This is a genomic window from Sulfurimonas sp. HSL-1716 (assembly GCF_039645975.1).
GTDB classification, from domain to species: domain Bacteria; phylum Campylobacterota; class Campylobacteria; order Campylobacterales; family Sulfurimonadaceae; genus Hydrocurvibacter; species Hydrocurvibacter sulfurireducens.
Genome location: NZ_CP147918.1, coordinates 333195 through 354645 on the forward strand (window position 1 = coordinate 333195; position 21451 = coordinate 354645).

A 21451-nucleotide genomic window follows, 5' to 3' on the forward strand; every position below is an offset into this window, starting at 1 on the left:
GCGAAAAAGAGGCGTCCGCCGTTAAGGTGGACAAAAGTTTAATCCAAAACCATCCAGACAAAGAGTTCTTTCGTCTGGGGGTCCGTATATGTTGCTTCGATATGCGCCGTGACTTTTGAGTTTGTGACCCTCTGTTCACTTTGAATATCGCTTGTTGAGCGTACATTGTCGTTTTTGGAAGTCTGTTCCCGTTTTGCGACGAGGTCTATTTCTACGCCTTTTTGAAGAGCCAGTTCATCCAGAGCCCTGCTGATAGCAAGTTTACGCTGGTAAGCGGGACCTTTAAAGTGAGGCAGGCTGCTTCCGACAGAGCCGGTAACACCGCCGAGACACGGGTTGTTGATCCAAGCCGGATATGTTGAGAGCTGTTTTTTTGCAGGTGCAGCTTCATAGCTGCATCCCGGAAACAGTAGGAGTAGTAACGAGAGGAGTACTACTCTCATTTATCGGTAGGAAACTCTTTCTCTAGTGAATCTAACGCTTGTTTTGATTGAAATTGCTGCCATAGTGCGTCTTCGTTGTTATGAGAACTCTTAACGATCTCTTTTTTTGCTTCTTTATTGACAACGTCGTTTGGAACACCGACTAATACATACACCGTTTTGCTTTCTGGATTCTGCCAGAACTCTAATTGTTTAGAGCCGTTTAGCGTAGTTTTTGTCAGTTGTTTCGATACTTGTGTCGAGACGCTGTCTACGACCTCTTTGTCACCCACACCCGTACCGCGTACGAAATTTTCGACTTTTGCTTTGACTTGTGTTTCGATCTGTAAAGCAAGATCGTTACGAGCCGCAGCCATGGCATTGTTTCTTGTAAAATTCATTCCAGCTTTACTGTTTTGGGCGCTGCCGAGACCGACTATGGCACCTTCGTAACTTTGCGGATTACATGTCCATTTCGGAGCAAGTACGCCGTCTTGTTTACAACGGAAATCACCTTCGTCTTGTGCCGGTTTCGGTTGACCGCAGCCTACTAAAGTAGCCGCTACAACTACTCCCATTGCGATTGTTTTAAAGTTTTTGATCATGACATGACTCCTGTTCTGGATTAGTATAAATAATTATACATAGATATTCTTACTTTTTGATTAATCCCAAGAAGTCAAATATTCTTAAAGATCTGAGTCTGGCATTCATATTCGATTCCGCCTGCAGCTTTGCATCTTCGTAACTTTTATTCGATTTTCCCGTAAAGGTATGAGTCTTTACCGATATGATCTTCTTGTCTTTGGTCGCCGTAATGATCTTTACCGTCAATACTATGTTAAAAAATCGGGAATCTGTCTTTTGTGCTGCATCCGTTAGCATAAATATATCGTAACCGTTTTCTCTGTTTAGGGTTTTGTCTATAAAAATATCCTCTTTGCTGAGGCCCTGCTTTAACTGGTTTACCAATTTCAGGGAGTTAAAGTCTCCGAGGACTCTGACGGACATGGAGTTTTTGATGGCGGCAGTTCTTTCTTTGGTATCGTTGACGAAGGTAAAATATTCATGTGTATCGAATCCGGCCGAGAGCGTTTGAAGTAAAGCGGCAAGCACTGCGATCTTGTTTAGTTTTTGTGCTGCAGGTTTTAATCTGGCATACTGTTCGAGTGTACTCAGTCCGTCGATCGATTCGAGCTCTTTTTTTAAAGGCTCATAGAGTGCATCAAGCTTCTTCTTCTCTTTTTGAAATATCATATTTTTCGGCACGGCGAGGAGAATAAACTGATTCGAATGAAACTGGATGGTATGAAGAATCTTTATACTTTGAAAAACAATATCGTTCACCGCCTTTGAAGATGCCTGCATCAACTCTTTATATTCCAGCTCGTTTTTTATATGCAAAGGGCTGTTGGAAGCTTTAAATGTTTTCATGATTTGTGAATAGAGATTTCGGTTTATCAAAAGCAAAGCGTTGTTGCGGGCACCCAGAAGAGTTGTGGCAGATGCCGTTTCATAGATAAATTCGCTGTCTTTTGGAGGGTTCATATACCATGGCGGAGGCTTCTCTTCTGCTTTTTTTATACTGCATCCGCTAATAATAAGAGTCGCGATAAGGCAGAACAGAGCTTTATACATCGATATCTCTCGTGCCGTTCTTTTCGATATAAAGAGATTGAGAAGGGAAGGCGAAGGAGGCATGATTATTGTGAACGATCTGCATGAACTCCAGGTTTATTCTCTCTCTTATGTTCAGGTACTCTCCCCAAACGGTGGATCTTGTGAAGAAGTAGCAAAATATATCCAGAGAACTGCTGTTGTAATCCGTAAAGTTCACGAAAACGGTTTTTTGATCGATATCCGGGTCGTTTTGAAGAAGTTCTCTCATCTCTTTTAAGATGTTTTTCATCTGCTCGGGCGTCGTTGAATATGTCAGCCCGAGATACATCTTGATACGTCTTTTCGTCATTGCCGACCAGTTTATGATGGAAGCGTTGGCCATGACCCCGTTTGGAACGCTTACGAGTGCATCTTCAAAGGTTCTGACCTTGGTCGAGCGCATGCCTATCTCCTCTATAAAACCTTCCGTCTGGGGTGTTTGTATCCAGTCACCCACTTTAAACGGAGTATCCGCAAATATCATGAGCGCGCCGAAGATGTTTTTCGTAGTGTCCTGCGCGGCAAGTGCGACGGCCATACCGACGAGTCCAAGTGAAGCGATAAGCCCGTTTACATTGTATCCCCACAGATCGAGGAAGAATATCGCCGATACCACCCCGATGATTATCTTTACAAATTTTCTGGTGAGATTCATAAAGTTGTAAAATGATTGATTGCGGTTTTTTTTCAGCAGGATTTTAGAGCTGGTATATAAAAAATCCACCGCCAGAAAAAGGACCCATGCAACTAAAAAGATCCTAAAGGAGTGAGAGAGGGTGATCAAAACGGTGTTAATCCCTTTCTCGAAGTTCAGACTTGATATGGAGATATTGAATCCCACTAGCAAGATCGCCCAGCGCAGCGGCTTATGAATGATGTTAAAGAGCGGTTTGGAGACGTTTGACTGGATATTGTCCGATGACTGGATAGTGCTTGAGATCCTGTTGAGAATATTTTGTACAAGTCTTGTTATCTGTTTTCTCAAAAGGAAAAATATAGCGAACATAAAGATGGAAAAGGCCCATCTTGAAAGAGAGTTTCCGAGAACTTCGTTTGAAAAAAAACGGACTACTCCATCAGGAAGGGTTATCCATTTTGATAAAACATGTTCAAAAGAGTTATAGAGTTCTTTTCCCAGTCTCATCGTATACGTTGCATTGTTGTCCAAACCGTTTCCTTTGCTGCTTTTTTAAAATTCTATCTATAAAATATTGAAAAGAAGCAAAATATTTTTTTATTTACATTTTTTATATCATATAAACTTATATTTATATGATATGATATTCCCTTACAAGGAGTTTATTATGAACTTAAAAGAGTACTACATCAAATTTTCGGATTTTGGCGGGAAATTAAAGTCATTGTCACTGCTTCTTGCCAGATTGGTCTTGGCATACGGTTTTTACGGTCCGGCTATGAGAAAATGGAGCGATATAGGTGCCATAGGGGACTGGTTCGCATCTTTGGGAATACCGTTTGCGCATCTCAATGCCTATATGGCCGCAACGACAGAGATAACGGGCGTTGTATTACTTACTTTAGGACTTTTTACCCGTTTGATCTCGATACCGTTGATAGTTGTGATGCTTGTCGCTATCTTTACCGTGCATATCCACAACGGGTTTGAGTGCGGCAACAACGGTTTTGAGATCCCCGTTTATTACATCTTGTTCCTGCTCGTGTTCATATCGCATGGAGCGGGGCGTTTTAGTCTTGATAATTTCATATTTGAAAAAAAAGCTTGATATAATACCGCTATGATTTATTATAGCTATGAAAATTTTAGAGACGATACACGTAAACTTATCGGTGAGGTAAGTGGTTTTGAGCCGGAGGTCATAGTCGCCGTCGCGCGCGGCGGCCTGACGCTCGCTCACGCAATGGCCGAGGGGTTGGGCATAAGAGCGGTCGAATCGATCCGCACCGAGCTGTATGATAACGATGTCAAAAGAGAGGGTATCTGCATCTTCGGCGAATGTGATCTTTTAAATAAAAAACGCGTTTTGGTAGTTGACGACATAGCCGACAGCGGCGATACGCTCGAGGCGATAATGCAAAAACTGCAAAACGACAACCCTCAAGCAGAGTTTAAAACGGCAACGCTCTTTTATAAAAAGACATCGATCCATCAGCCGGACTTTACCGTTAACGAGGCGCCGGACTGGATAGACTTTTTCTGGGAGAGAGATTTTAAGTAAAACGTTCTATGAGCGGGCTTTTTTTATCATCTCGTACGCACTGTTTATCTCCTGCGTCTTGATCGTGGCTTCTTTGAGATAATCTTCGCCTTTTCCCTGTGCTTTTATGATATCGGGATGGTATTCGCGCACGAGCTTTCTGTATGCTTTTTTGATGGTTTCAAGCGAGTCTTGCGGGTGCACTCCCAATATTTTATATGCGTCATCAAGTGTTGCCTGAGGTCTGGCATTTTTTATCATGGACTCGAATTGATCGAAGATGCCGTGATAGATCTTCGGATCGATCTGCAGGGCTTCTGCGATACTTATCAGCACCTGTTCTTCGGATTTGCTTACCTCTCCGTCCACAAAGGCCAGCTGGATCAAAAAGCCCATCATCTGGATCTGTTTGTTCTTATCTCTGTAGATGAGTCTTTGAAGCGTTTGAGCTAAAGCTTCCGTATTCCCTGTTATATCTTTTTGTTCGTTAAATATCTGTTTTAAAATATCTCTTGTCTTCTCGGGTTCTGGAAACACGCGCGAAACATCGGTGAACATATTGCCGACAAGTTCGGCTTCAAGTGCATCTACTCTACCGTCGGCTTTTGCCACTTTTGCGACGAGAGAAACGAAAACACCGAGTTCACTGCGTTCGATCGCCTCTTTTGAGACGGAAAAGTTTTTAAACTGCTCTTCGTAGTTTGTATTGTATCTCCTATATCCTTTTGACAGATATAAAAAAACACCCAGCACCAAGATCATCAGTATGATCGTATTCAATTAAACTCTCCTTATCTGTTCTTATATATAAAGCAATTATACGTAAATCAAGCTAACGCCGATATAATTTTGCCTATGAAATTCAAAATTACAATCGATAACGGTGTAAAGTATATGCTTTTTTCGTCGTTGATCTTTGCCGTTATGGGTGCGTTTGCTAAACTCTCAAGCCAGCATATGAGTTCGCTTGAAGTAGTATTTTTTAGAAACGTGTTCGGTGTGCTTATCGTCGGATTTGCCGTATTAAAGAGTCCCATGAAACATGTCGGCGGAAAACCTTTTCTGCTTTTTTTCAGGGGTCTGATGGGGTTTACGGCGCTCTTGGCGTTTTTTTACAATATCGCGCACATCCCTCTTGGCGATGCGATGACGTTTTCAAAGACATCTCCCATCTTCACCGCACTTTTTGCCTGGCTTTTTTTAAACGAGAAACTTTCATTTAAAGGATGGAGTGCGGTCTTTTTGGGATTTGTCGGTATACTTTTCATAACACAGCCAAACGGACTGAGTTTCAGCAAATACGATATCTTGGGGATATTCAGCGGTGTGGGTGCCGCCCTTGCCTATACTTCAGTAAGAGAACTCAAACGGTATTACGATACGAGGGCAATAGTCTTGTCGTTTATGGGTGTGGGCACTATAGGTCCGGCGATTCTGCTTTTTATCTCCCCGTATGTACAGATTCCCGGCTTTGATTTTATGTTCGCAAAATTTGTTATGCCAAGCGGCATAGTATGGCTGTATGTCTTTGCAATGGGGCTTTTGGCGACTCTTGCACAGGTATACATGACAAGAGCGTACGGTGTGAGCAAAGCGGGTATCGTCGGTGCCGTAAGTTATACGAACATTCCGTTTTCAATCGTAGTGGGAGTATTTTTGGGTGATTCTCTGCCCGGTGCCCTCACAACAGCAGGAATAGTCCTGATCGTAACGGCGGGAATTTTAGTAGCAAAAGCGAAGTGATTTATCTTACATATAGCTCATTATGCTATAATCGTATCCTATTTTTATGTAAGGCACATATATGAAACTCTTGGCCGGACCTTGTGTTATTGAAAGCGAAGAAAATATTTTTAAAATAGCCAAAGCGTTAGAGGTCTATCAAAACGATCCGACGATCGATTTTTATTTTAAATCCAGTTTTGACAAAGCCAACCGTACCTCTTTGGAAAGTTTCCGCGGACCGGGTATGGACGAAGGGCTTCGTATTTTGGAAAAAGTCAAAAACGATTTCGGTTACAAGGTCGTGACCGACGTTCATGAATCGGTGCAGGTTCCCGCCGTGGCAGAGATTGCGGATATGCTTCAGATACCCGCTTTTCTCTGTCGTCAGACGGATCTGCTCGTAGCGTGTGCGAAAACCGACAAAGAGGTCAATATCAAAAAAGGACAGTTCATCAATCCGCCCGATATGAAATACTCGGTGCTCAAAGTCCTCAAGACCCGCGGATGCGACGAAGTAAGCTATGAGAACTCCGTCAAACACGGCGTGTACCTGTGCGAAAGAGGAAGTTCGTTCGGCTACGGCAACATCGTGGTGGATATGAGAAGTCTGGTCGTTATGAGGGAATTCGCGCCGACGATCTTTGACGCGACGCACTCTGTTCAATCGCCGGGTGCGCTCGGCGGAAAGACCGGCGGAGACAGTTCGATGGTGCCCTACCTCGCAAGCGCAGCGGCAGCCGTGGGCGTAGACGGGTTTTTTTTCGAGACGCATTTTGATCCGAGCATCGCTTTAAGCGACGGCCCCAACATGATAAAACTAGATGAGCTTGAAGGGCTTGTCAGCAAGATAAAGAAGATCAGAGAGATATGATTCTCTCTTTTGAAAAAAGAGAAGCTTTCGTGACTACGGCGGTCTTGGCGAAGTAAAAAAACTTGTTTTTTTTACGGATAAATTTAAATAATAAGGGAGATTGATTACAATGAATTTGATCGAAGGTAAATTAAAAGTCATTAACGGCAAAAAGATTGCCATAGTAAGTACGAGATGGAACCATTTCATAGTCGACAGACTTGTCGAAGGCGCAAAAGACGCATTTGCCCGCCACGGAGGCAACGAGGGTGATCTGACTCATGTACTTATTCCGGGTGCGTTCGAGCTTCCTATGGTGGTCGACAGACTTTTGGCAAGCGGTAAATATGACGCTATCTGTGCGCTTGGCGCCGTTATCCGCGGTTCGACGCCGCATTTTGACTATGTGGCTGCCGAAGCGACGAAAGGGATCGCCTCTATGAGTTTGAAATACCAAAAACCGGTCTCTTTCGGGCTTTTGACCACCGACGATATCGAGCAGGCTATAGAGCGTGCGGGAACAAAAGCCGGAAATAAAGGCTTTGAAGCGATGACGACGGTGATAGAGATGCTAGATCTTTATGAGGGTATCAAATAATGGCGACGCGCCATCAAGCCAGAATGGCGGTCGTGAGCCTGCTTTATGCTTATGACCTTGGAAACGGAGCCATTGCGGATTTTTCGGATGAGATACTAGAAGAAAAAAAGATCCGCAACAAGCAGCGTGATTTTGCTTTGACGCTTTTTGACGGCGTCATGCAAAATCTCGAGCGTGTTGACAAAGCGATCATAAAACATCTCAAAGACTGGGATTTTGAGCGCTTAGGTTCTGTCGAACGTGCGACGCTGCGTCTTGGAGCTTATGAGATACTTTTCAGCGAGCTTGATTCGGCCGTCGTTATCAATGAAGCTATCGAGGTGGCCAAAGCATTTGCTACGGAACAGTCTCCCAAGTTCATAAACGGTGTGCTCGATTCGATCTCAAAGGATAAAGAAGCGTAATCGCCGAGAGGATTATACCCGATGAAAAAGCTCATTCTTTTAACGGTTTTTACTTTATCGCTCTTTGCCGGCGATATGATCGTAAAAAACAGTATTTGCAGTGTCGATGACACGGTGAGTGTTATAAAAAGTATGGCCAAAAACGAAGGTATGAAAATATTCGCCGTTATAGACCACAGCGCAGATGCAGAGAAAATCGGTATGAGACTGAACGAATCGAAGATGGTAATCTTAGGAGATTCAAAAATGGGCTCGACCCTGATGAAACAAGATATTACCGCAGGACTTGATCTGCCGATACGTATCCTTGTCTATAAGAACAGCAGCGGGGTCGTTAAAATAGCATATAGAGACGGGAACTGGCTTGTATCAGAACATGCCTTTCATGCCTCAAAAACGGTACGAAAAATGAATGACGTACTTGAAAACATTACAAATAAAGCCGGACAATGCAAAAAAGACTGACAAAAGAGGAAGCACTAAAACTTATACGCGAGGCCGATCTTAAAGAGCTCGGACGTATGGCAAGCGCAAAAAAGAAAGAGCTGCATCCCGACGGAGTAACGACCTTTGTGGTCGATAGGAACATCAATTATACGAATATCTGCTGGGTGGACTGCAAGTTTTGTGCATTTTACCGCCATGAAAAGGACGAGGACGCTTACGTACTTACTTTTGAAGAGATAGACGCGAAGATAGAAGAACTTCTGGAAATAGGCGGAACACAGATACTTTTTCAAGGCGGAGTGCATCCCAAACTCAAGATCGAGTGGTACGAAGATCTGGTCGAACATATCCATACGAAATACCCGACAATCACTATCCATGGATTTTCGTCTATCGAGATAGACTTTATAGCCAAAGTCTCGCGTATAAGCGTCGAAGAGGTACTGATACGTCTGCATGCAAAAGGACTGGCATCCATTCCCGGCGCGGGTGCTGAGATACTCAGCGACAGGGTACGCGATATCATTGCGCCGAGAAAAATAGATTCGGAAGTTTGGGTCGATATCCACAGAAAAGCGCATAAGCTCGGCATAAAGTCAACCGCTACCATGATGTACGGAACGATAGAGAGCGACGAAGAGATACTGGACCACCTACAGATGATACGCGATCTTCAGGATGAAACGGGCGGTTTTAGGGCGTTTATCATGTGGAGCTTTCAGGGGCAGAACACTGAACTGCTCCGCTTGATCCCTGACATGGAAAAACAGACTCCAAACAGATATCTTCGTCTTTTGGCGGTGGCCAGACTCTTTTTGGACAATGTTCAAAACATTCAAAGTTCATGGGTGACTCAAGGTCCTTACATCGGTCAGATGGCGCTTAATTTCGGTGCAAACGATCTGGGTTCTACGATGATGGAAGAAAATGTCGTTAAAAGTGCGGGTGCGGGGTTTAGAATGGCGAAGGACGAGATGGTGGAGTTGATCCGTGACATAGGAGAGATTCCGGCGATACGCAATACGGCGTATGAAACGTTAGAGATTTTTGCACAATGAGATTCTTTTTAACTTTATTTTTATTGGGACAGGTGATAATGGCAGCAACTATAAACTACATAGAGGTCAAGGGAGTAAAGATCCCTTTGATATTTGAAGAGGAGAATCGTCTACCGATAGTGTCTATGCAGCTTGTCTTTAAGGATGCGGGCAGCGTCAGCGATAAAGAGGGGCTTGCGAAGCTGAGTTCGAAGATGATGAACGAGGGAACGCTTTCTCTTGGTAGCAACGGTTTTGCGACCGCACTTGATGAAAAAGCGATCCAGATCGGTTCGTCGATCGGAACGGAGACTTTCGTCATAGAATACAGTTCGCTCAAAGAGCAGTTTAAAGAGGGAATGAATCTGTTCTCATCTCTTTTAAAAGAGCCCAATATCACGCAAAAGAGTCTGGAAAAGGTAAAAGCCGATATGGTAGGTTTGCTCAGTGCAAAAGAGAACGATTATGATTATGTCGCGTCAAACGCTTTAAAAAAAGTGCTTTTCGAAGGAACTCCTCTTGCAAATCCCGCTTCGGGTACCATACAAAGCGTTAAAGACACGAACCTAGAAGAGGTAGAAAATTTTCTGGACAAACATATCGTTTTATCAAATCTCATCATCGTCGTTGGCGGAGACCTTACGCTTGAAGAAGCCAAACAAAAAGCAATCGAACTTGCTTCGAACCTGCAAGTGGGCGAAGCAGGCGAAGTCAAACACTATAATGTGAGTTCGCAGGAAAAAGATGTCGTACTCAAACGCGAGACCAAACAGGCGTATCTCTATTTCGGTTCGCCCTACGATATGAAAGTCGGAGACAACGAGTACTATAAAGCACATGTGGCTACTTACATCCTGGGAACAGGCGGTTTTGGAAGCAGGCTGATGGAAGAGATACGCGTTAAAAAAGGGCTTGCGTATTCGGCATATGCGCGTGTACATGTAGGCAAATCCGGTTCTTACCTCACGGGTTATCTGCAGACAAAACTCGAATCTCTAGACGATGCCAAAGCGACCGTAAAAAGCGTATTTGAAAACTTCGTCAACGGCGGTGTCACAGAAGAGGAGCTTGAGCAGACGAAAAAGTTTTTGCTTGGAAGCGAGCCGCTGAGAGTCGAGACGCTTTCACAACGTCTTTCCCGTACTTTTATGGAGTTTTATAAAGGTCAGGAACTCGGATATTCGGCTAAAGAGCTGGAGCTTATCAAGAATCTGAAACTCCAAGATCTCAACGATTTTATCAAAAAACATAAAGAGATACTTTCTCTCTCTTATGCGGTCGTAACAAAATAGTATTGCAATTTGCAATATAAATTTTAACTCTTGAGAACCGATGGTAAACTATCGGTAAAGGAGCTGATATGAGACTTGATAAAGAGGATGAGGCAAGACTTAAAAAGCTTGGTGCGTCTTCTTGTATCGACTTGGCTCTTATCGTACCTCATACTTATGAGGATCTGCGTTTACACGCTAATCTGCAAGCGGGAGCCGCACAGCTTATAGATGCGACTGTGAACTCTATCGTCAAAACTCCGCATTCTATCAAAATCAATCTCTATGTCCACAACTTTTCACACTCTTTAGAAGCCGTTATATTCAAGCCAAAACCCTACATGAGCAAGCAGTTTGTACAGGGTGAGAGATATTTTCTTTACGGCGTCATCAACTGCAGCGGCGGACACTGCATAATAACGCATCCGAAAAAAATCACAAACGCAGGCATAGTGACGCCGAGGTATAAAACAGCGCTTAGAAACGACACGATGATGCGTTTTATGCAAAAGCATCTGACATGGGAAAATTTAAGAGACGAGGGGATAAAAGAGGAGTATATAGAAAAGATACTGGATGTCCATTTCCCAAAAGCCGTGATTCCCTATAGATCAAAAACAGGCCTTTTAAAAGAGTACATCGACAGTTTCAAATATCTGGAACTCTATGACAACCTGAAGCGTCTGACAAAGAAAAAAAGACATTTTCCATGCAAGCACAAGTTTCTTTCAGATTATGACAAATGGCAGGAGTCTTTACCCTTTGTTTTAACGGATGAGCAGTTGTCGGCCATAGAGGATATTAAAGAGGATTTTTCAAAAGATGTGGCTGCAAAGAGGATGATAGTAGGAGACGTGGGAAGCGGAAAAACGATGGTCATGTTTGCTTCTGTGATGATGGCAAGACCGTATAAGGCCGTTTTGATGGCACCTACGACGCTTTTGGCGAACCAGCTTTATGAAGAAGCTTTAAAGTTTCTGCCGGATTTAAAAACGGTTTTAGTAACGAATAAAACCTCCAAGGTCGATCTTGGCGAATATGATTTTATCGTCGGAACACATGCGCTGCTGTACAGAGAACTGCCCGATATCTCGCTTGTCATGATCGATGAGCAGCATCGTTTCGGAACCGCGCAGAGAAGCCTGCTCGATAAGCTTGCAAGCGAAGGAGAAAGCAGAGCGCATGTATTGCAGTTTAGTGCAACACCGATTCCTAGAACTCAGGCCATGATCCAATCGGCACATATTGACGTGAGTCTTATCATAAAGACCCCTTTTAAAAAAGATATAACGACCCATGTCATAGGAAAAAATGATTTCTCAAAACTTTTAGAACATATAAAAGAGGAAACAACGCAAGGCCGGCAGGTTCTTTTGGTTTACCCGTTAGTCGAGGAAAGCGAAGCATTCAATTACCAGAGCATCAATGAGGCGAGAAGTTACTGGGAAGATAAATTCGATAATGTCTATGTCACTCACGGCAAAGACAAAGAGAAAGAAAAAGTTCTTTTGGATTTTAGGGACAACGGCGACATCCTCATAGCTACGACGGTCGTTGAAGTCGGAATCTCTCTGCCGCGGCTTTCGACCGTGGTAATAGTCGGTGCCGAAAGGCTCGGGCTCTCGACCCTTCATCAGCTGCGCGGGCGTGTAAGCCGTACGGGGCTCAAAGGCTACTGCTACCTTTTTACATATCAAAGCAAATCTGAGAGGCTTAAACAGTTCTGCACTACGCAAAACGGTTTTGATATCGCAGAGCTCGATTTGAAGTTCCGAAAAAGCGGAGACCTGCTAAAAGGGGTAAATCAAAGCGGTTCGGAGTTTAAATGGATCGATTTTAGTGAAGATGAAGAGATCGTCAAAGAGGTAAAAAAAGACTTAAATATTTGAATAAAAATATCTCAAAAAACTTGTTTTTTTGTAGCTTTTGGGGGTTGTAGGGACATTGTGCCCCTGCCATCATAATGGGCTTTTGCTCATTATGGCGCGTAAAGGCTAGTAAAGTCCGAAACGGCCGTCGTTTCTTTTGTAGAGTACGCGGGTCTTGTCTTCATGGTCTAAAAATATTTCGAACATCTTGCCGCTTTCTTTGAGTTCTTCTAAAACGTCTCCGATTTCACGGGGTTTATAGAGTTCGAGTTCGACGGGGACTATTTCGTCTTCAAGATTTTCGCTCTCCCGGCTAAGATCGATGCCGCCGTTTGCCTGTGATTGCGCTTTCGCTTCGTTGATGCCGACTTTATGATGATCCGTTCCCCTGTCATGCATACGGCGCAGCGCTTTTTGTGCACGGTCGATCGCTATATCGATAGCAGCGTAGAGATCGGTTTCGTTTTGTTTTATGACAACGGAATTTTTTCCTGCAAGATTTATAGTGAACTCTACGCTTACTCCGATCTTTCCTTTTCTTTCGTTAGCCGAAGCGACGGCCATTACCGATATGATGTCAAGATGAAATTTTTTAAGTGTCTCTATCGAAGCGTTTAGATGTTGTTTTATCGCGTCTGTAAGCTCTACATGACGCCCTACCAATGATATATTCATAGTATTATCCTTTTGTTGCAAGTAATAATATTATATCATTAAAACTCCTTACAAAATTATAATTTCTGCAATGTACGTCTAAAATATCTTATGGGTTCTGTTGAAACACCGGGGTCGCTCGTCACGGTAACATCCATCAAGACGGTGCCGTTTGATTCGGGCGTGACTATTGCAGGGATGTAGTCTGCACTGCCCCCGCAGCCTAAACCGATATACTTCATGGTAACGTTTATATCGAATATCTTATTTGTAGTGGAGGGGTAAACCGCATTGACGGAAGTAAGGCAGCCGCTTGTGGCTCTGTTCCATCCGGAGACCTTCAGGAGCGCAAGTTCGGCTGCACTCTTTGCCAGCAATACGGCCTGCTCTCTAAGGTACAGATCGCTCGTTTGTTTGGTCGTTTGAGAGGTAAGGCTTAAGGTGAGTGCCATAATCGTGGTGAGGACAACTATGAGGATGATCGCCATAATCATAGCAAAACCGCCTCTTTTAGAGGATCTTAAAATACTGTTTTTTCTTTGCATATCGAGTATCCTCCGTCTCTTGAGATATTTGAGTCTTTCACACACAGCTGAACTTTTATGAGGTCTCCTACCGTACGGAATCTAAAAGTGTCGACATCCTGCATGATCACTGCACTTTTACCGTTGGTATAGTTTTCTCCTTTCCATGGCTGATAGTCATAATAAAGGGTCAGTGTTCCGTTTCCGCTGTTTTCCATTCCGCCCACAGACTGCAGATGTGCCTGTCTTTCATTCTCTATGGATGTGCGTATGGCTGTTATCTGCTTTTTGACCCTCGCTTCGATGGCATCATCTCTGGTGGCAGTGAATTTTGGGATGGCGACAGCTGCCAATATGCCAAGAACTACTATGACAAAGGTCATTTCCAGCATCGTAAATGCTTTTTTATTATTTGCTATCAATTTCTCAACCTTCTGCAGATTTCTCCGGCGGCGGTCGCGTTCACGACACAATCAAACGAGCCGCTGTCTTGATCATAAGTAAAAGTGACATCCGTATTATGCACCTTTACGACATAGGTGTTTGCTGCGGTTTTCGTCCAATCGCCGTTTTTCGTAGCTCCCGTCACGTTCGTTATCGCCGTAGACATTAAGGGAACGCTGCCGTTTGTATCAAAGAGCGTTGCGGGATTTGCCGTTCCGTCATCGAGCCTGTTTATGTATTTTACCGCATTGGAGATAGTGTTACCGGTGTAAACCAGAGCGTACGCGCTCCATGCCATCTGGTAAAACTCATATATATCCTGTCCTGAAAAGTTACCTCCGGCCGTATTGGATGCCAGCAGATAGCTTGCCGTAGAGGATTGTATAGGATGCATCGTCTGGTTTTGATCCGTTATTCCGCCTCCGCCCCATAACCATCCATAACCGTTGATATCACTGTTTGCGCCTATAAAAAATATTGCACTGTCATTTATACCGCTTGTTCCGTTTGAGAGAGTGCCGATAAGAGTGTTTTCCGCGCTCGTGTTTGTTTCGGGCGAGTTCAGTATGGCGGTAGTATGGTTTGCATCAAGGTCTATAAACCCGCTCCACAGCGGAAGAGAAGAGGCTCGTAGCCCGTCGATATCGTAACCGATCCATTCCAATATCCTCTCTTGGGGTATATCTTGTGCATCGGCAAGCGGTTTGAAGGCATTGTTGTCGTTGCGTCTTACTATGACTGAGGATTTGATGCGGTACTGAAGACGGTTGGCTATCTGTTCCAATGCAACTTCGGTCTGTGTTTGAAGTCTGTTTTGAACGGTCGAGAATATGTAGCCGTCATACGCTTTTATAAGGAATTCCACCCCGAACTTTGCTATGATACCTATGACGACAATGACGAACACGAGTTCGATCATAGTAAACGCTTTACGTCTCATTAGTATCTCCTCTTAGCAAAATCGATCTCGCCGATATTTGCACTGTAAGCTCTTAAAAGTGTCAATGTTCCGTTTGTATCGCCTATATCTACCGTTATGAGTTTCATATTTGAAGGGGTATTGTTCCCTGTTGTTGGAAATACAAAAGGTGTACCCGTGTCGGGAATATAACTGATGGTGACGTTCATTTTGTAATCTTTTTTATATCCTGTCGCGGTAGCGGCGGCGTTCTCAAAGCTGATGTTTGTCGCGCCCCTGTCATCGATGGCATCTATACTGCTGTTATCGTCTACGTTTATGGTGGAGACGACTGCATCTGCCGAGTTGAAATTATGGAATCTTCTATGTCCGTCTTCGATGATATGTCCGACTCTGAAGCTTCCGTTTACGTCGGCATTGCCGTACATATCGTATGCTCGGCCGTAGCTGGCGGTTCCTCCCGGAATATCGACGACCTTTGTGTATGAAGCAAGGTTCTGGCTGTTTACGGAATGTTCGTCCCAAGGGTAGCTGAGAACCTGCATCATTTTAGCAGAAGACGCGAATAGTGCTTCTTGTACGACATTGCCCTCTATCGCATTTTGGTTCACCCGCATCATCACGGGCAGCGAGATCACCGTTATAGCGATAACGACAATGGCAAAAATAAGTTCTATCATCGTAAAAGCGCGGCGCATCACCAAAATATCCTTTTACTCGTAGTATCGCTGGCATTTGAATCTGTGGTCGTGTTCGTATTTTTCACACCTGTCCAATTGCCTCCCGGTCTATAAAATTCTACCTCGAACTCGTTTGTAGTCGCGGTATTGTCGTACTTGTTATATATCAGCCATCCCGCTGCACTGTTTTGCATCGTGGTTTTGTACGGATACCCGGCGGATTGGTTATAGATTATATTTGCATCTTCGGGATTGGTTCCGGCCAAACTGTTTAATGTGACGTTCGGCGATGACTTTCGCTCCGTGACCGAACCGACAGAGCCGTCTCTTACCGGGAGGTGATTGGTGTTGTTATACCAGTCCAGCTCGTCGATGCTTTCCGTAGTGGCCGTTCCGTTTGGCAGAAGCGCTTTGTTTCCGCTGCTGCCGCAATAAACTTCATAGTAGATAAAAGCGTCGCCGACATTTGTAGGGAATCTGTATCTCGGTGCATGTGTCCTTCCGTAGTAATGTTTTACGGTTTTGCTGACATTGAGATCGCCCTGCGTCGTTTTTGTCGTAAGATCCGCAAGGAAACTACAGTCTGTTCCCGGGCTTTGGCAATTTACGATATAGTCGTTAAACGTGATAGTCTGAGGATCTATCGGTTTGCTTATGTTCCTGTCGAAGTTCAGGTTCAGTATAGAATTTATGGAACCGAGCATATCTTTTAAAAAGTGCGTGGTGTTAAGCGCGATAGGACCGGAGGTATTGTTTATATCGGCAAACAATGTCGAGTTCAGGTCACCCGTACTGTTATAGTCATGGTAACGGTAACCGTAACCTGCTGCAGTGGTGGTATAGTTCGTTTTGCTGATACTGATATCGATCGGCTTGGCAAAACAGTTGTTTACGAAGTTGCTCAAGAGCGCTCCGTCGCGTCCTATCGGACGAATATTGCCGTTCATATGCACCGACATGTTCTCATCTGCAGGCACGGACATATCCGACATATATATAAACGTATTCGCGTTAAAAGTAGTATCGTTAGTGAGTCCGACGGAAGCAACGATACTTGATAAGTCGAACTTGTATGGATGAAAAGTTATATCGTAATCGTTGTATTGAAGCGAGGCATCGCTGTTGGTGTGCGAGCTGCTTATATTACAGCCGTTGAGTGTCGTACTTCCCACTGTCTGCGTAGCCGAGGTGTTTAAAGTACAATCAGGCACGTTGCTTGAGAGAAAATAGCTTCCCGTATGGTGTGTCATAAGAGTCGGATCATGATCGACTTTCGTCCAGCTCGTATCTATAGCATGAAGTCTGTAATCTCCGACCTGATCGACCGAAGAGTTCAGATCGACATAGCCGTTTAAGAATCTCAAAGAGATGGATTTATTGCCGATGTCGTTACATCCCGTGGTCACGACTCCGCCTCTTGGTTCCCAGATGTAAGAGACATTGTCATCCGAGGTATAACCGAAGGATTTTGTATATCCCGGTGCGGCGGTATTGTCTAAATGGTTAGTGGCCGTTATCTCGAGGTCATAGTTGTAGCCCGAAGAGATATCCACTACGGAGTTTACCGGAGTCGTCACACCCGATACACTGTCTGCAATTCTTGTTTTTGTAGTTCCCGATGTCTGGTTTTGATCGTTTATTTTGATCATCAGCGCTTCTGGACGTATGGCAAAGTTGTCTCTGGAACAGGTATAAGGGACATAGTGACCGTATATACACTCCATACAGACGTTGAGTTCATTTTGAGTCATCGACGAAGCGGATGATGTACCGGCATTGGCACAGGCTTCGGGTACTTGAGTATACGTTTTGGTATGTGTTGCCGCACCGGTATATATGGTGGCGGTGACGGGACTCACACAGGTACTTCCCGCATATCCCGGAAAGTTGACGAGGTGGAATTTGCCGGGAGCCGTTTCTTCGACGATAAGCGATCCGTTGTCATCCGAAGGAGGGTAGCTTACCCTAAATGCAACGTTTTCTCTGGCGGTCTGGTAAAACTTGCTTGCCGCCTGCGGATCGGCAAGCAGGATATTGTCTATGATGTCCTGCCCCGTGAAACTTGCGGTGCTAGAACTTTTGAAGGTGATCCAGATCCTGTCGCTTATCGCACTGGTCGGTTCGTCGCATGATGTCGTCGTATCATGAAATGCTGATGCGTCTATAAGTTCCACGGCTACCGTGGTATTGACGTCTTTTGGCGTATCGAGGCTACTTGGATCGTATGCGACGATCTTGTAGTTATCCGCTCTTGAGGCTATTTCCGTCGGCAGGTTGTTATAGTAATTGCCGTTGCTGTAAGGGTAAAATATGTCGTTAACGACATTGAATTTTCCTTTTACCGGTGTGTAGGTGAAGTTTGAACTCGAACACATCTGAATCTTATGACTGGCACCGATATTGTGCGAGTAGGCTATCGGATTGGTAGGGTCGACGGCGACATTATAGCTGACATTTACATTAAGAGGCATATTTAAACTCGTCTGCAGCGGATCCACTTGATAGTACAGATAAAAGGATTGATTTGAAGGCAGAGTGCCTATGGGAACACCGATGATGTTCGCATCATCAACGCTGCCTAGGGATGAATCGGCTATCGGTTGTGCCGTCAGCGAGCCTGTCGGTGTCAGGCTGGTCGTATTTCTTATATAGGTCGCCTGAGAGGTATTCATATCAAGGATGCTGACGTTCATGTCGCTCACCGTTACCTGCGTATCGACAAGGCTTCTCAGGTATATCGTTACTTCTATAGGTTCGCCCGTCACGACGCCGGCAGGAAGTTTTGCGGTGGAAAGGTAGGGATCTGTCGTTCCGTTGTTGTCTTCGGTAAAATAGACACCGTTTTGTCTGTATGCATAATCGTAACAGAACTGAGGTTCAAAAATATCGGTTGAAAACGCTATCATTCCCGGAAAGATCTGATCACCCGTTCCTCCGACGTTATATGCCGATAACGACAGGCTTGTCGATGATTGCCCCACATCCATCTGAGAAGATACGTCAAATTCGTCGCTGTCGAGTCCAGGATAATAGGTTATCGAGCTGTCGATAGGAACACCGAAGCTTGAAACGGAACCGTTAAAAGCATCGTCTACAGGGTTTGTTGCGTTATACAGATCGGTATAGGTAGCGGTTTTTCCCTGTTGCATTTGAAAAGTATCGTATTGAAGTTTTTTCTCTCCGCCGGCACCGTAAAAGAGAAGTTTCGCAGAGAGCGATTCTCCCGCCGGGATGGAGAGCGGAGTCAAAAAACCGCTTAAAGAGAGGTTGACGCTCTTTGTCGTACCGCTTCCAAGCGGAATAAGTGCGTCAAAACCCTGAAAGATAGTGACGTTTTTGGCTGTCGGCTGTGGTGATATTCCTATGATGGAACTATATTTATAGACGACCACAAGGTTCCAGTTCCCCCAAAATCCTATTCTGACTCCGTCGTAAGCATGTGTGTCGTCGCCCCAGAAATATGTGGCATAATCCGTGCCTATAGTGGATTTTATGTTTCCGACCGTAAAGTTGTTTACCGCGCGTGCGCTGCTGTATGAGGCTTTGACGATATCCGTTACGTCCTTATAGCCTTGATAAAAGGATCTATAACCGCCGTCAGAGCCGGTACCGTCGCCCCAAAAATCATGGTACCAAACCTTATCCGCGGTCAAAGTGTGCACGGTTCCGTTAAAATCCTCTATCGTTACACTGTCGCGTCCTACGATCCCGGTCGCATAATTTGCCGCATCCGCACCTGTTATGTTTCCCTGCCAATAAAGCCCCGCATATACTATGTTCGAACCGTCTATCTGGCTTGGAAGCTGCAGAGTTTCGGTCGAAGAGTTTAAAGGTATTACCGCAGTACTGACGGAATTGACATATCTTGTCGTGGCATCGAAGAGATATCCCGTATAGTTGTTATTACACCCTCCGCCTCCGTTATCCACACACTGTACGGAAGAAGCGATCGATTTATAATCACCGTATATATTGCTGGAGGAACCGCCGTAAACTACGGAAAAAGGATTTTCATAGCTTGTCGCGTGTCCGGCTCCGAATAAAAAAATAGGGAAAAAAACTGTTATTATTATAAAAAAATATCTCATGATTCATACCTCCTTACGTAGGTAAAACAAGAGCACTAAAAATCAGGGCTCAGTTTGCTTTTTATCTTCATTATATCTAATTATACTCACAAACAAGCTTTACAAAAGGTTAACTTTGGTAATTACTTATCAAGAAAATGTGTCAATATTTGTTATAATGACGGACAGATCAATCACAAAGAAGCTATGATGAACTTTAGATACATTGGAAAAACAGGTCTCCGCGTCAGCCCTGTCTGCATGGGGACTATGACTTTCGGTTCGCAGTGCGATGAAAAAGAAGCCTTCAAGATAATGGATAAAGCCTACGATGCGGGCGTAAATTTTTTTGACACGGCCGAACTCTACTCTATTCCTCCCAAAAAAGAAACAGTCGGACTCACAGAACAGATCGTCGCAAAGTGGCTGAAAACAAAGCCTCGTGACAGTATTATTTTGGCTACAAAAATCGCAGGAGCTGCCAACGGATGGTTCGTTCCGCCTGTGCGACACGGGCTTACGGCAATAGACAGATTTCATATAGAACGGGCCATAGAGGGTTCGCTAAAGCGATTGGGAACGGATTATATTGATCTGTATCAGATGCACTGGCCCGATACGATAGTACCGATAGAGGAGTCTTTGCGTGCATTCGATTCGCTTGTGAAAAGCGGAAAAGTCCGATATATCGGCACCTCCAACGATACGGCATACGGTACCTCAAAAGCTTTGATGACCTCAAAATATGAGAAGCTTTCCCGTTTTGAATCGATACAAAACAACTTCTCGCTTTTAAACAGAAGATTTTTAGATGAACTCGCCCTGCTTGCAAAAAACGAAAATATTTCGCTTCTTCCGTATTCTCCTCTTGCCGGGGGTGTTTTAAGCGGTAAATACAATCAGGCAAAAGAGGGTGAAGGAAGATTTTTCGATTATATGAACTCTAAAAACAACCGTCAAAGAGTGATGGCGCAGAGATTCCTAAATGACAAAACGCTGGCCTCCACGCAAAGATATCTGAAGATCGCGCATGAAGCGGGATTGAACCCGGTGACGATGGCTATTGCGTGGTCGAAACAGTTCGATTTCGTTGCATCGACCATTATCGGTGCAACGTCTGCAGGGCAGCTCGACGCTTCGCTGGCGGCGATGGATTTAGAGCTTGGTGCCGACGTATTAAAAGCCTGCGACGAGGTACATAATGATATCCTTTATCCTATGGGATGATATATGAAGGGATTTTGGCTTCTTGCGGTTTTTCTCTTTTTCGGATGCAGCGTAAAAGAGTATGAGATAAATCAATCCAAGATCATCGTCATAAAGTCTTCACAGCTTAGATATGCGGATCTTGGATATATACGAAGTACCAAGAATGCATTGAAAATAGAGCTTTACGATATGGGTACGCTTGTAAAGAGCATAGAGATAAACAACCTTATATGCGTTGACGACGGATGTATGTTAAAAAGTTCGTTTAACCAAAAATATCTAAATGAACATTACCCGACGGATATCTTGCAAAACGTGATCCTCGGAAAACAGATATACGGGGGAGAGAACATCAAAATGACTGATAACGGTTTTGTTCAAAATATAAAAGATGATTACGTGGATATTCGTTACGAAGTAAAAAACGGGGGGATAAGATTTAAGGATAGAAGAAACGGTATCTTGATGAAGATATCTCCATCAAGATAACAATCTG

General features: G+C 44.2%; 23 protein-coding genes. 12 read left to right on the forward strand and 11 right to left on the reverse strand.

The features are described from left to right. Positions 1–38: 38 nt before the first annotated feature. The 4 genes from WCY03_RS01800 to WCY03_RS01815 are packed head-to-tail and all read right to left on the reverse strand — an operon-like array spanning position 39 to position 3249. Positions 39–443 carry a hypothetical protein gene (locus tag WCY03_RS01800; protein WP_345993289.1) on the reverse strand — a complete coding sequence of 135 codons (405 nt, stop codon included), beginning with the start codon at positions 441–443 and terminating at the stop codon, positions 39–41. Continuing rightward, a complete protein-coding gene (locus WCY03_RS01805) occupies positions 440–1027 on the reverse strand; it encodes an LPP20 family lipoprotein (protein WP_345993290.1) in 588 nt (195 codons plus the stop codon). The genes WCY03_RS01800 and WCY03_RS01805 overlap by 4 nt, the downstream gene beginning before the upstream one ends. 49 nt (positions 1028–1076) lie before the next feature. Further along, a complete protein-coding gene (locus WCY03_RS01810; RefSeq protein ID WP_345993291.1) occupies positions 1077–2060 on the reverse strand; it encodes a hypothetical protein in 984 nt (327 codons plus the stop codon). Beyond that, the gene (locus WCY03_RS01815) at positions 2053–3249 is read right to left on the reverse strand and encodes a mechanosensitive ion channel family protein (protein ID WP_345993292.1); all 1197 of its coding nucleotides are present in this window, start codon (positions 3247–3249) and stop codon (positions 2053–2055) included. The genes WCY03_RS01810 and WCY03_RS01815 overlap by 8 nt, the downstream gene beginning before the upstream one ends. 136 nt (positions 3250–3385) lie before the next feature. Between WCY03_RS01815 and WCY03_RS01820 the strand changes: the two genes are divergently transcribed. Next, positions 3386–3826, forward strand: coding sequence for a DoxX family protein (locus tag WCY03_RS01820; protein ID WP_345993293.1), 441 nt, complete (start codon positions 3386–3388; stop codon positions 3824–3826). A 12-nt stretch (positions 3827–3838) separates the two neighbouring features. Continuing rightward, positions 3839–4279 (forward strand): phosphoribosyltransferase family protein, encoded by a 441-nt coding sequence (locus WCY03_RS01825; protein WP_345993294.1) that lies wholly within the window; start codon positions 3839–3841, stop codon positions 4277–4279. A 6-nt stretch (positions 4280–4285) separates the two neighbouring features. On the opposite strand, the gene WCY03_RS01830 is transcribed toward WCY03_RS01825, so the two are convergent. Next, positions 4286–5038: a DnaJ domain-containing protein gene (locus tag WCY03_RS01830; protein WP_345993295.1), complete on the reverse strand. Its 753-nt coding sequence runs from the start codon at positions 5036–5038 to the stop codon at positions 4286–4288. Between the two features lie 75 nt (positions 5039–5113). Between WCY03_RS01830 and WCY03_RS01835 the strand changes: the two genes are divergently transcribed. The 8 genes from WCY03_RS01835 to recG all read left to right on the forward strand — a co-directional run bounded on the left by WCY03_RS01835 (position 5114) and on the right by recG (position 12479). Continuing rightward, entirely contained in the window at positions 5114–6001 is an 888-nt protein-coding gene (locus WCY03_RS01835; RefSeq protein ID WP_345993296.1) for a DMT family transporter, read from the forward strand. A 61-nt stretch (positions 6002–6062) separates the two neighbouring features. Continuing rightward, a complete protein-coding gene (gene kdsA / locus WCY03_RS01840; protein ID WP_345993297.1) occupies positions 6063–6854 on the forward strand; it encodes a 3-deoxy-8-phosphooctulonate synthase in 792 nt (263 codons plus the stop codon). Positions 6855–6963: 109 nt separating this feature from the next. After that, positions 6964–7431, forward strand: a complete 468-nt coding sequence (ribE, locus tag WCY03_RS01845) for a 6,7-dimethyl-8-ribityllumazine synthase (RefSeq protein WP_345993298.1) — start codon at positions 6964–6966, stop codon at positions 7429–7431. Continuing rightward, a complete protein-coding gene (gene nusB, locus WCY03_RS01850) occupies positions 7431–7835 on the forward strand; it encodes a transcription antitermination factor NusB (protein WP_345993299.1) in 405 nt (134 codons plus the stop codon). Before ribE ends, nusB begins: the two co-directional genes overlap by 1 nt. Positions 7836–7856: 21 nt before the next feature. After that, on the forward strand, positions 7857–8300 hold the full coding sequence (locus WCY03_RS01855) for a DUF302 domain-containing protein (RefSeq protein WP_345993300.1): 444 nt from the start codon (positions 7857–7859) through the stop codon (positions 8298–8300). Then, positions 8285–9340 (forward strand): dehypoxanthine futalosine cyclase, encoded by a 1056-nt coding sequence (locus tag WCY03_RS01860; protein ID WP_345993301.1) that lies wholly within the window; start codon positions 8285–8287, stop codon positions 9338–9340. The genes WCY03_RS01855 and WCY03_RS01860 overlap by 16 nt, the downstream gene beginning before the upstream one ends. Positions 9341–9378: 38 nt before the next feature. After that, entirely contained in the window at positions 9379–10611 is a 1233-nt protein-coding gene (locus tag WCY03_RS01865; RefSeq protein ID WP_345993302.1) for a pitrilysin family protein, read from the forward strand. A 68-nt stretch (positions 10612–10679) separates the two neighbouring features. Then, positions 10680–12479 (forward strand): ATP-dependent DNA helicase RecG, encoded by a 1800-nt coding sequence (gene recG, locus WCY03_RS01870; RefSeq protein WP_345993303.1) that lies wholly within the window; start codon positions 10680–10682, stop codon positions 12477–12479. A gap of 105 nt (positions 12480–12584) precedes the next feature. On the opposite strand, the gene raiA is transcribed toward recG, so the two are convergent. The 6 genes from raiA to WCY03_RS01900 are packed head-to-tail and all read right to left on the reverse strand — an operon-like array spanning position 12585 to position 19767. Continuing rightward, positions 12585–13133 carry a ribosome-associated translation inhibitor RaiA gene (raiA, locus tag WCY03_RS01875; protein ID WP_345993304.1) on the reverse strand — a complete coding sequence of 183 codons (549 nt, stop codon included), beginning with the start codon at positions 13131–13133 and terminating at the stop codon, positions 12585–12587. Between the two features lie 56 nt (positions 13134–13189). Beyond that, the gene (locus WCY03_RS01880; RefSeq protein WP_345993305.1) at positions 13190–13657 is read right to left on the reverse strand and encodes a hypothetical protein; all 468 of its coding nucleotides are present in this window, start codon (positions 13655–13657) and stop codon (positions 13190–13192) included. Next, positions 13633–14058 (reverse strand): type II secretion system protein, encoded by a 426-nt coding sequence (locus tag WCY03_RS01885; protein WP_345993306.1) that lies wholly within the window; start codon positions 14056–14058, stop codon positions 13633–13635. Before WCY03_RS01885 ends, WCY03_RS01880 begins: the two co-directional genes overlap by 25 nt. Next, positions 14055–15020, reverse strand: coding sequence for a prepilin-type N-terminal cleavage/methylation domain-containing protein (locus WCY03_RS01890; RefSeq protein WP_345993307.1), 966 nt, complete (start codon positions 15018–15020; stop codon positions 14055–14057). Before WCY03_RS01890 ends, WCY03_RS01885 begins: the two co-directional genes overlap by 4 nt. Then, positions 15020–15697 (reverse strand): type II secretion system protein, encoded by a 678-nt coding sequence (locus WCY03_RS01895; protein ID WP_345993309.1) that lies wholly within the window; start codon positions 15695–15697, stop codon positions 15020–15022. Before WCY03_RS01895 ends, WCY03_RS01890 begins: the two co-directional genes overlap by 1 nt. Further along, entirely contained in the window at positions 15697–19767 is a 4071-nt protein-coding gene (locus WCY03_RS01900; RefSeq protein WP_345993310.1) for a hypothetical protein, read from the reverse strand. Before WCY03_RS01900 ends, WCY03_RS01895 begins: the two co-directional genes overlap by 1 nt. A 189-nt stretch (positions 19768–19956) precedes the next feature. Between WCY03_RS01900 and WCY03_RS01905 the strand changes: the two genes are divergently transcribed. Together WCY03_RS01905 and WCY03_RS01910 are read left to right on the forward strand one after the other, a co-directional pair. Next, positions 19957–20973 carry an aldo/keto reductase gene (locus WCY03_RS01905; protein ID WP_345993311.1) on the forward strand — a complete coding sequence of 339 codons (1017 nt, stop codon included), beginning with the start codon at positions 19957–19959 and terminating at the stop codon, positions 20971–20973. Between the two features lie 3 nt (positions 20974–20976). Beyond that, positions 20977–21444, forward strand: coding sequence for a hypothetical protein (locus WCY03_RS01910; protein ID WP_345993312.1), 468 nt, complete (start codon positions 20977–20979; stop codon positions 21442–21444). The last annotated feature ends 7 nt before the right edge of the window (positions 21445–21451 follow it).

What these genes read in the sequence shown, in the direction of transcription:
- WCY03_RS01800 (WP_345993289.1), bottom strand. Translation starts at nt 443, where the DNA reads ATGAGAGTAGTACTCCTCTCGTTACTACTCCTACTGTTTCCGGGATGC.
- WCY03_RS01805 (WP_345993290.1), bottom strand. Translation starts at nt 1,027, where the DNA reads ATGATCAAAAACTTTAAAACAATCGCAATGGGAGTAGTTGTAGCGGCT.
- WCY03_RS01810 (WP_345993291.1), bottom strand. Translation starts at nt 2,060, where the DNA reads ATGTATAAAGCTCTGTTCTGCCTTATCGCGACTCTTATTATTAGCGGA.
- WCY03_RS01820 (WP_345993293.1), top strand. Translation starts at nt 3,386, where the DNA reads ATGAACTTAAAAGAGTACTACATCAAATTTTCGGATTTTGGCGGGAAA.
- WCY03_RS01825 (WP_345993294.1), top strand. Translation starts at nt 3,839, where the DNA reads ATGATTTATTATAGCTATGAAAATTTTAGAGACGATACACGTAAACTT.
- WCY03_RS01835 (WP_345993296.1), top strand. Translation starts at nt 5,114, where the DNA reads ATGAAATTCAAAATTACAATCGATAACGGTGTAAAGTATATGCTTTTT.
- kdsA (WP_345993297.1), top strand. Translation starts at nt 6,063, where the DNA reads ATGAAACTCTTGGCCGGACCTTGTGTTATTGAAAGCGAAGAAAATATT.
- ribE (WP_345993298.1), top strand. Translation starts at nt 6,964, where the DNA reads ATGAATTTGATCGAAGGTAAATTAAAAGTCATTAACGGCAAAAAGATT.
- nusB (WP_345993299.1), top strand. Translation starts at nt 7,431, where the DNA reads ATGGCGACGCGCCATCAAGCCAGAATGGCGGTCGTGAGCCTGCTTTAT.
- WCY03_RS01855 (WP_345993300.1), top strand. Translation starts at nt 7,857, where the DNA reads ATGAAAAAGCTCATTCTTTTAACGGTTTTTACTTTATCGCTCTTTGCC.
- WCY03_RS01860 (WP_345993301.1), top strand. Translation starts at nt 8,285, where the DNA reads ATGCAAAAAAGACTGACAAAAGAGGAAGCACTAAAACTTATACGCGAG.
- WCY03_RS01865 (WP_345993302.1), top strand. Translation starts at nt 9,379, where the DNA reads ATGGCAGCAACTATAAACTACATAGAGGTCAAGGGAGTAAAGATCCCT.
- recG (WP_345993303.1), top strand. Translation starts at nt 10,680, where the DNA reads ATGAGACTTGATAAAGAGGATGAGGCAAGACTTAAAAAGCTTGGTGCG.
- raiA (WP_345993304.1), bottom strand. Translation starts at nt 13,133, where the DNA reads ATGAATATATCATTGGTAGGGCGTCATGTAGAGCTTACAGACGCGATA.
- WCY03_RS01880 (WP_345993305.1), bottom strand. Translation starts at nt 13,657, where the DNA reads ATGCAAAGAAAAAACAGTATTTTAAGATCCTCTAAAAGAGGCGGTTTT.
- WCY03_RS01890 (WP_345993307.1), bottom strand. Translation starts at nt 15,020, where the DNA reads ATGAGACGTAAAGCGTTTACTATGATCGAACTCGTGTTCGTCATTGTC.
- WCY03_RS01895 (WP_345993309.1), bottom strand. Translation starts at nt 15,697, where the DNA reads ATGCGCCGCGCTTTTACGATGATAGAACTTATTTTTGCCATTGTCGTT.
- WCY03_RS01900 (WP_345993310.1), bottom strand. Translation starts at nt 19,767, where the DNA reads ATGAGATATTTTTTTATAATAATAACAGTTTTTTTCCCTATTTTTTTA.
- WCY03_RS01905 (WP_345993311.1), top strand. Translation starts at nt 19,957, where the DNA reads ATGAACTTTAGATACATTGGAAAAACAGGTCTCCGCGTCAGCCCTGTC.
- WCY03_RS01910 (WP_345993312.1), top strand. Translation starts at nt 20,977, where the DNA reads ATGAAGGGATTTTGGCTTCTTGCGGTTTTTCTCTTTTTCGGATGCAGC.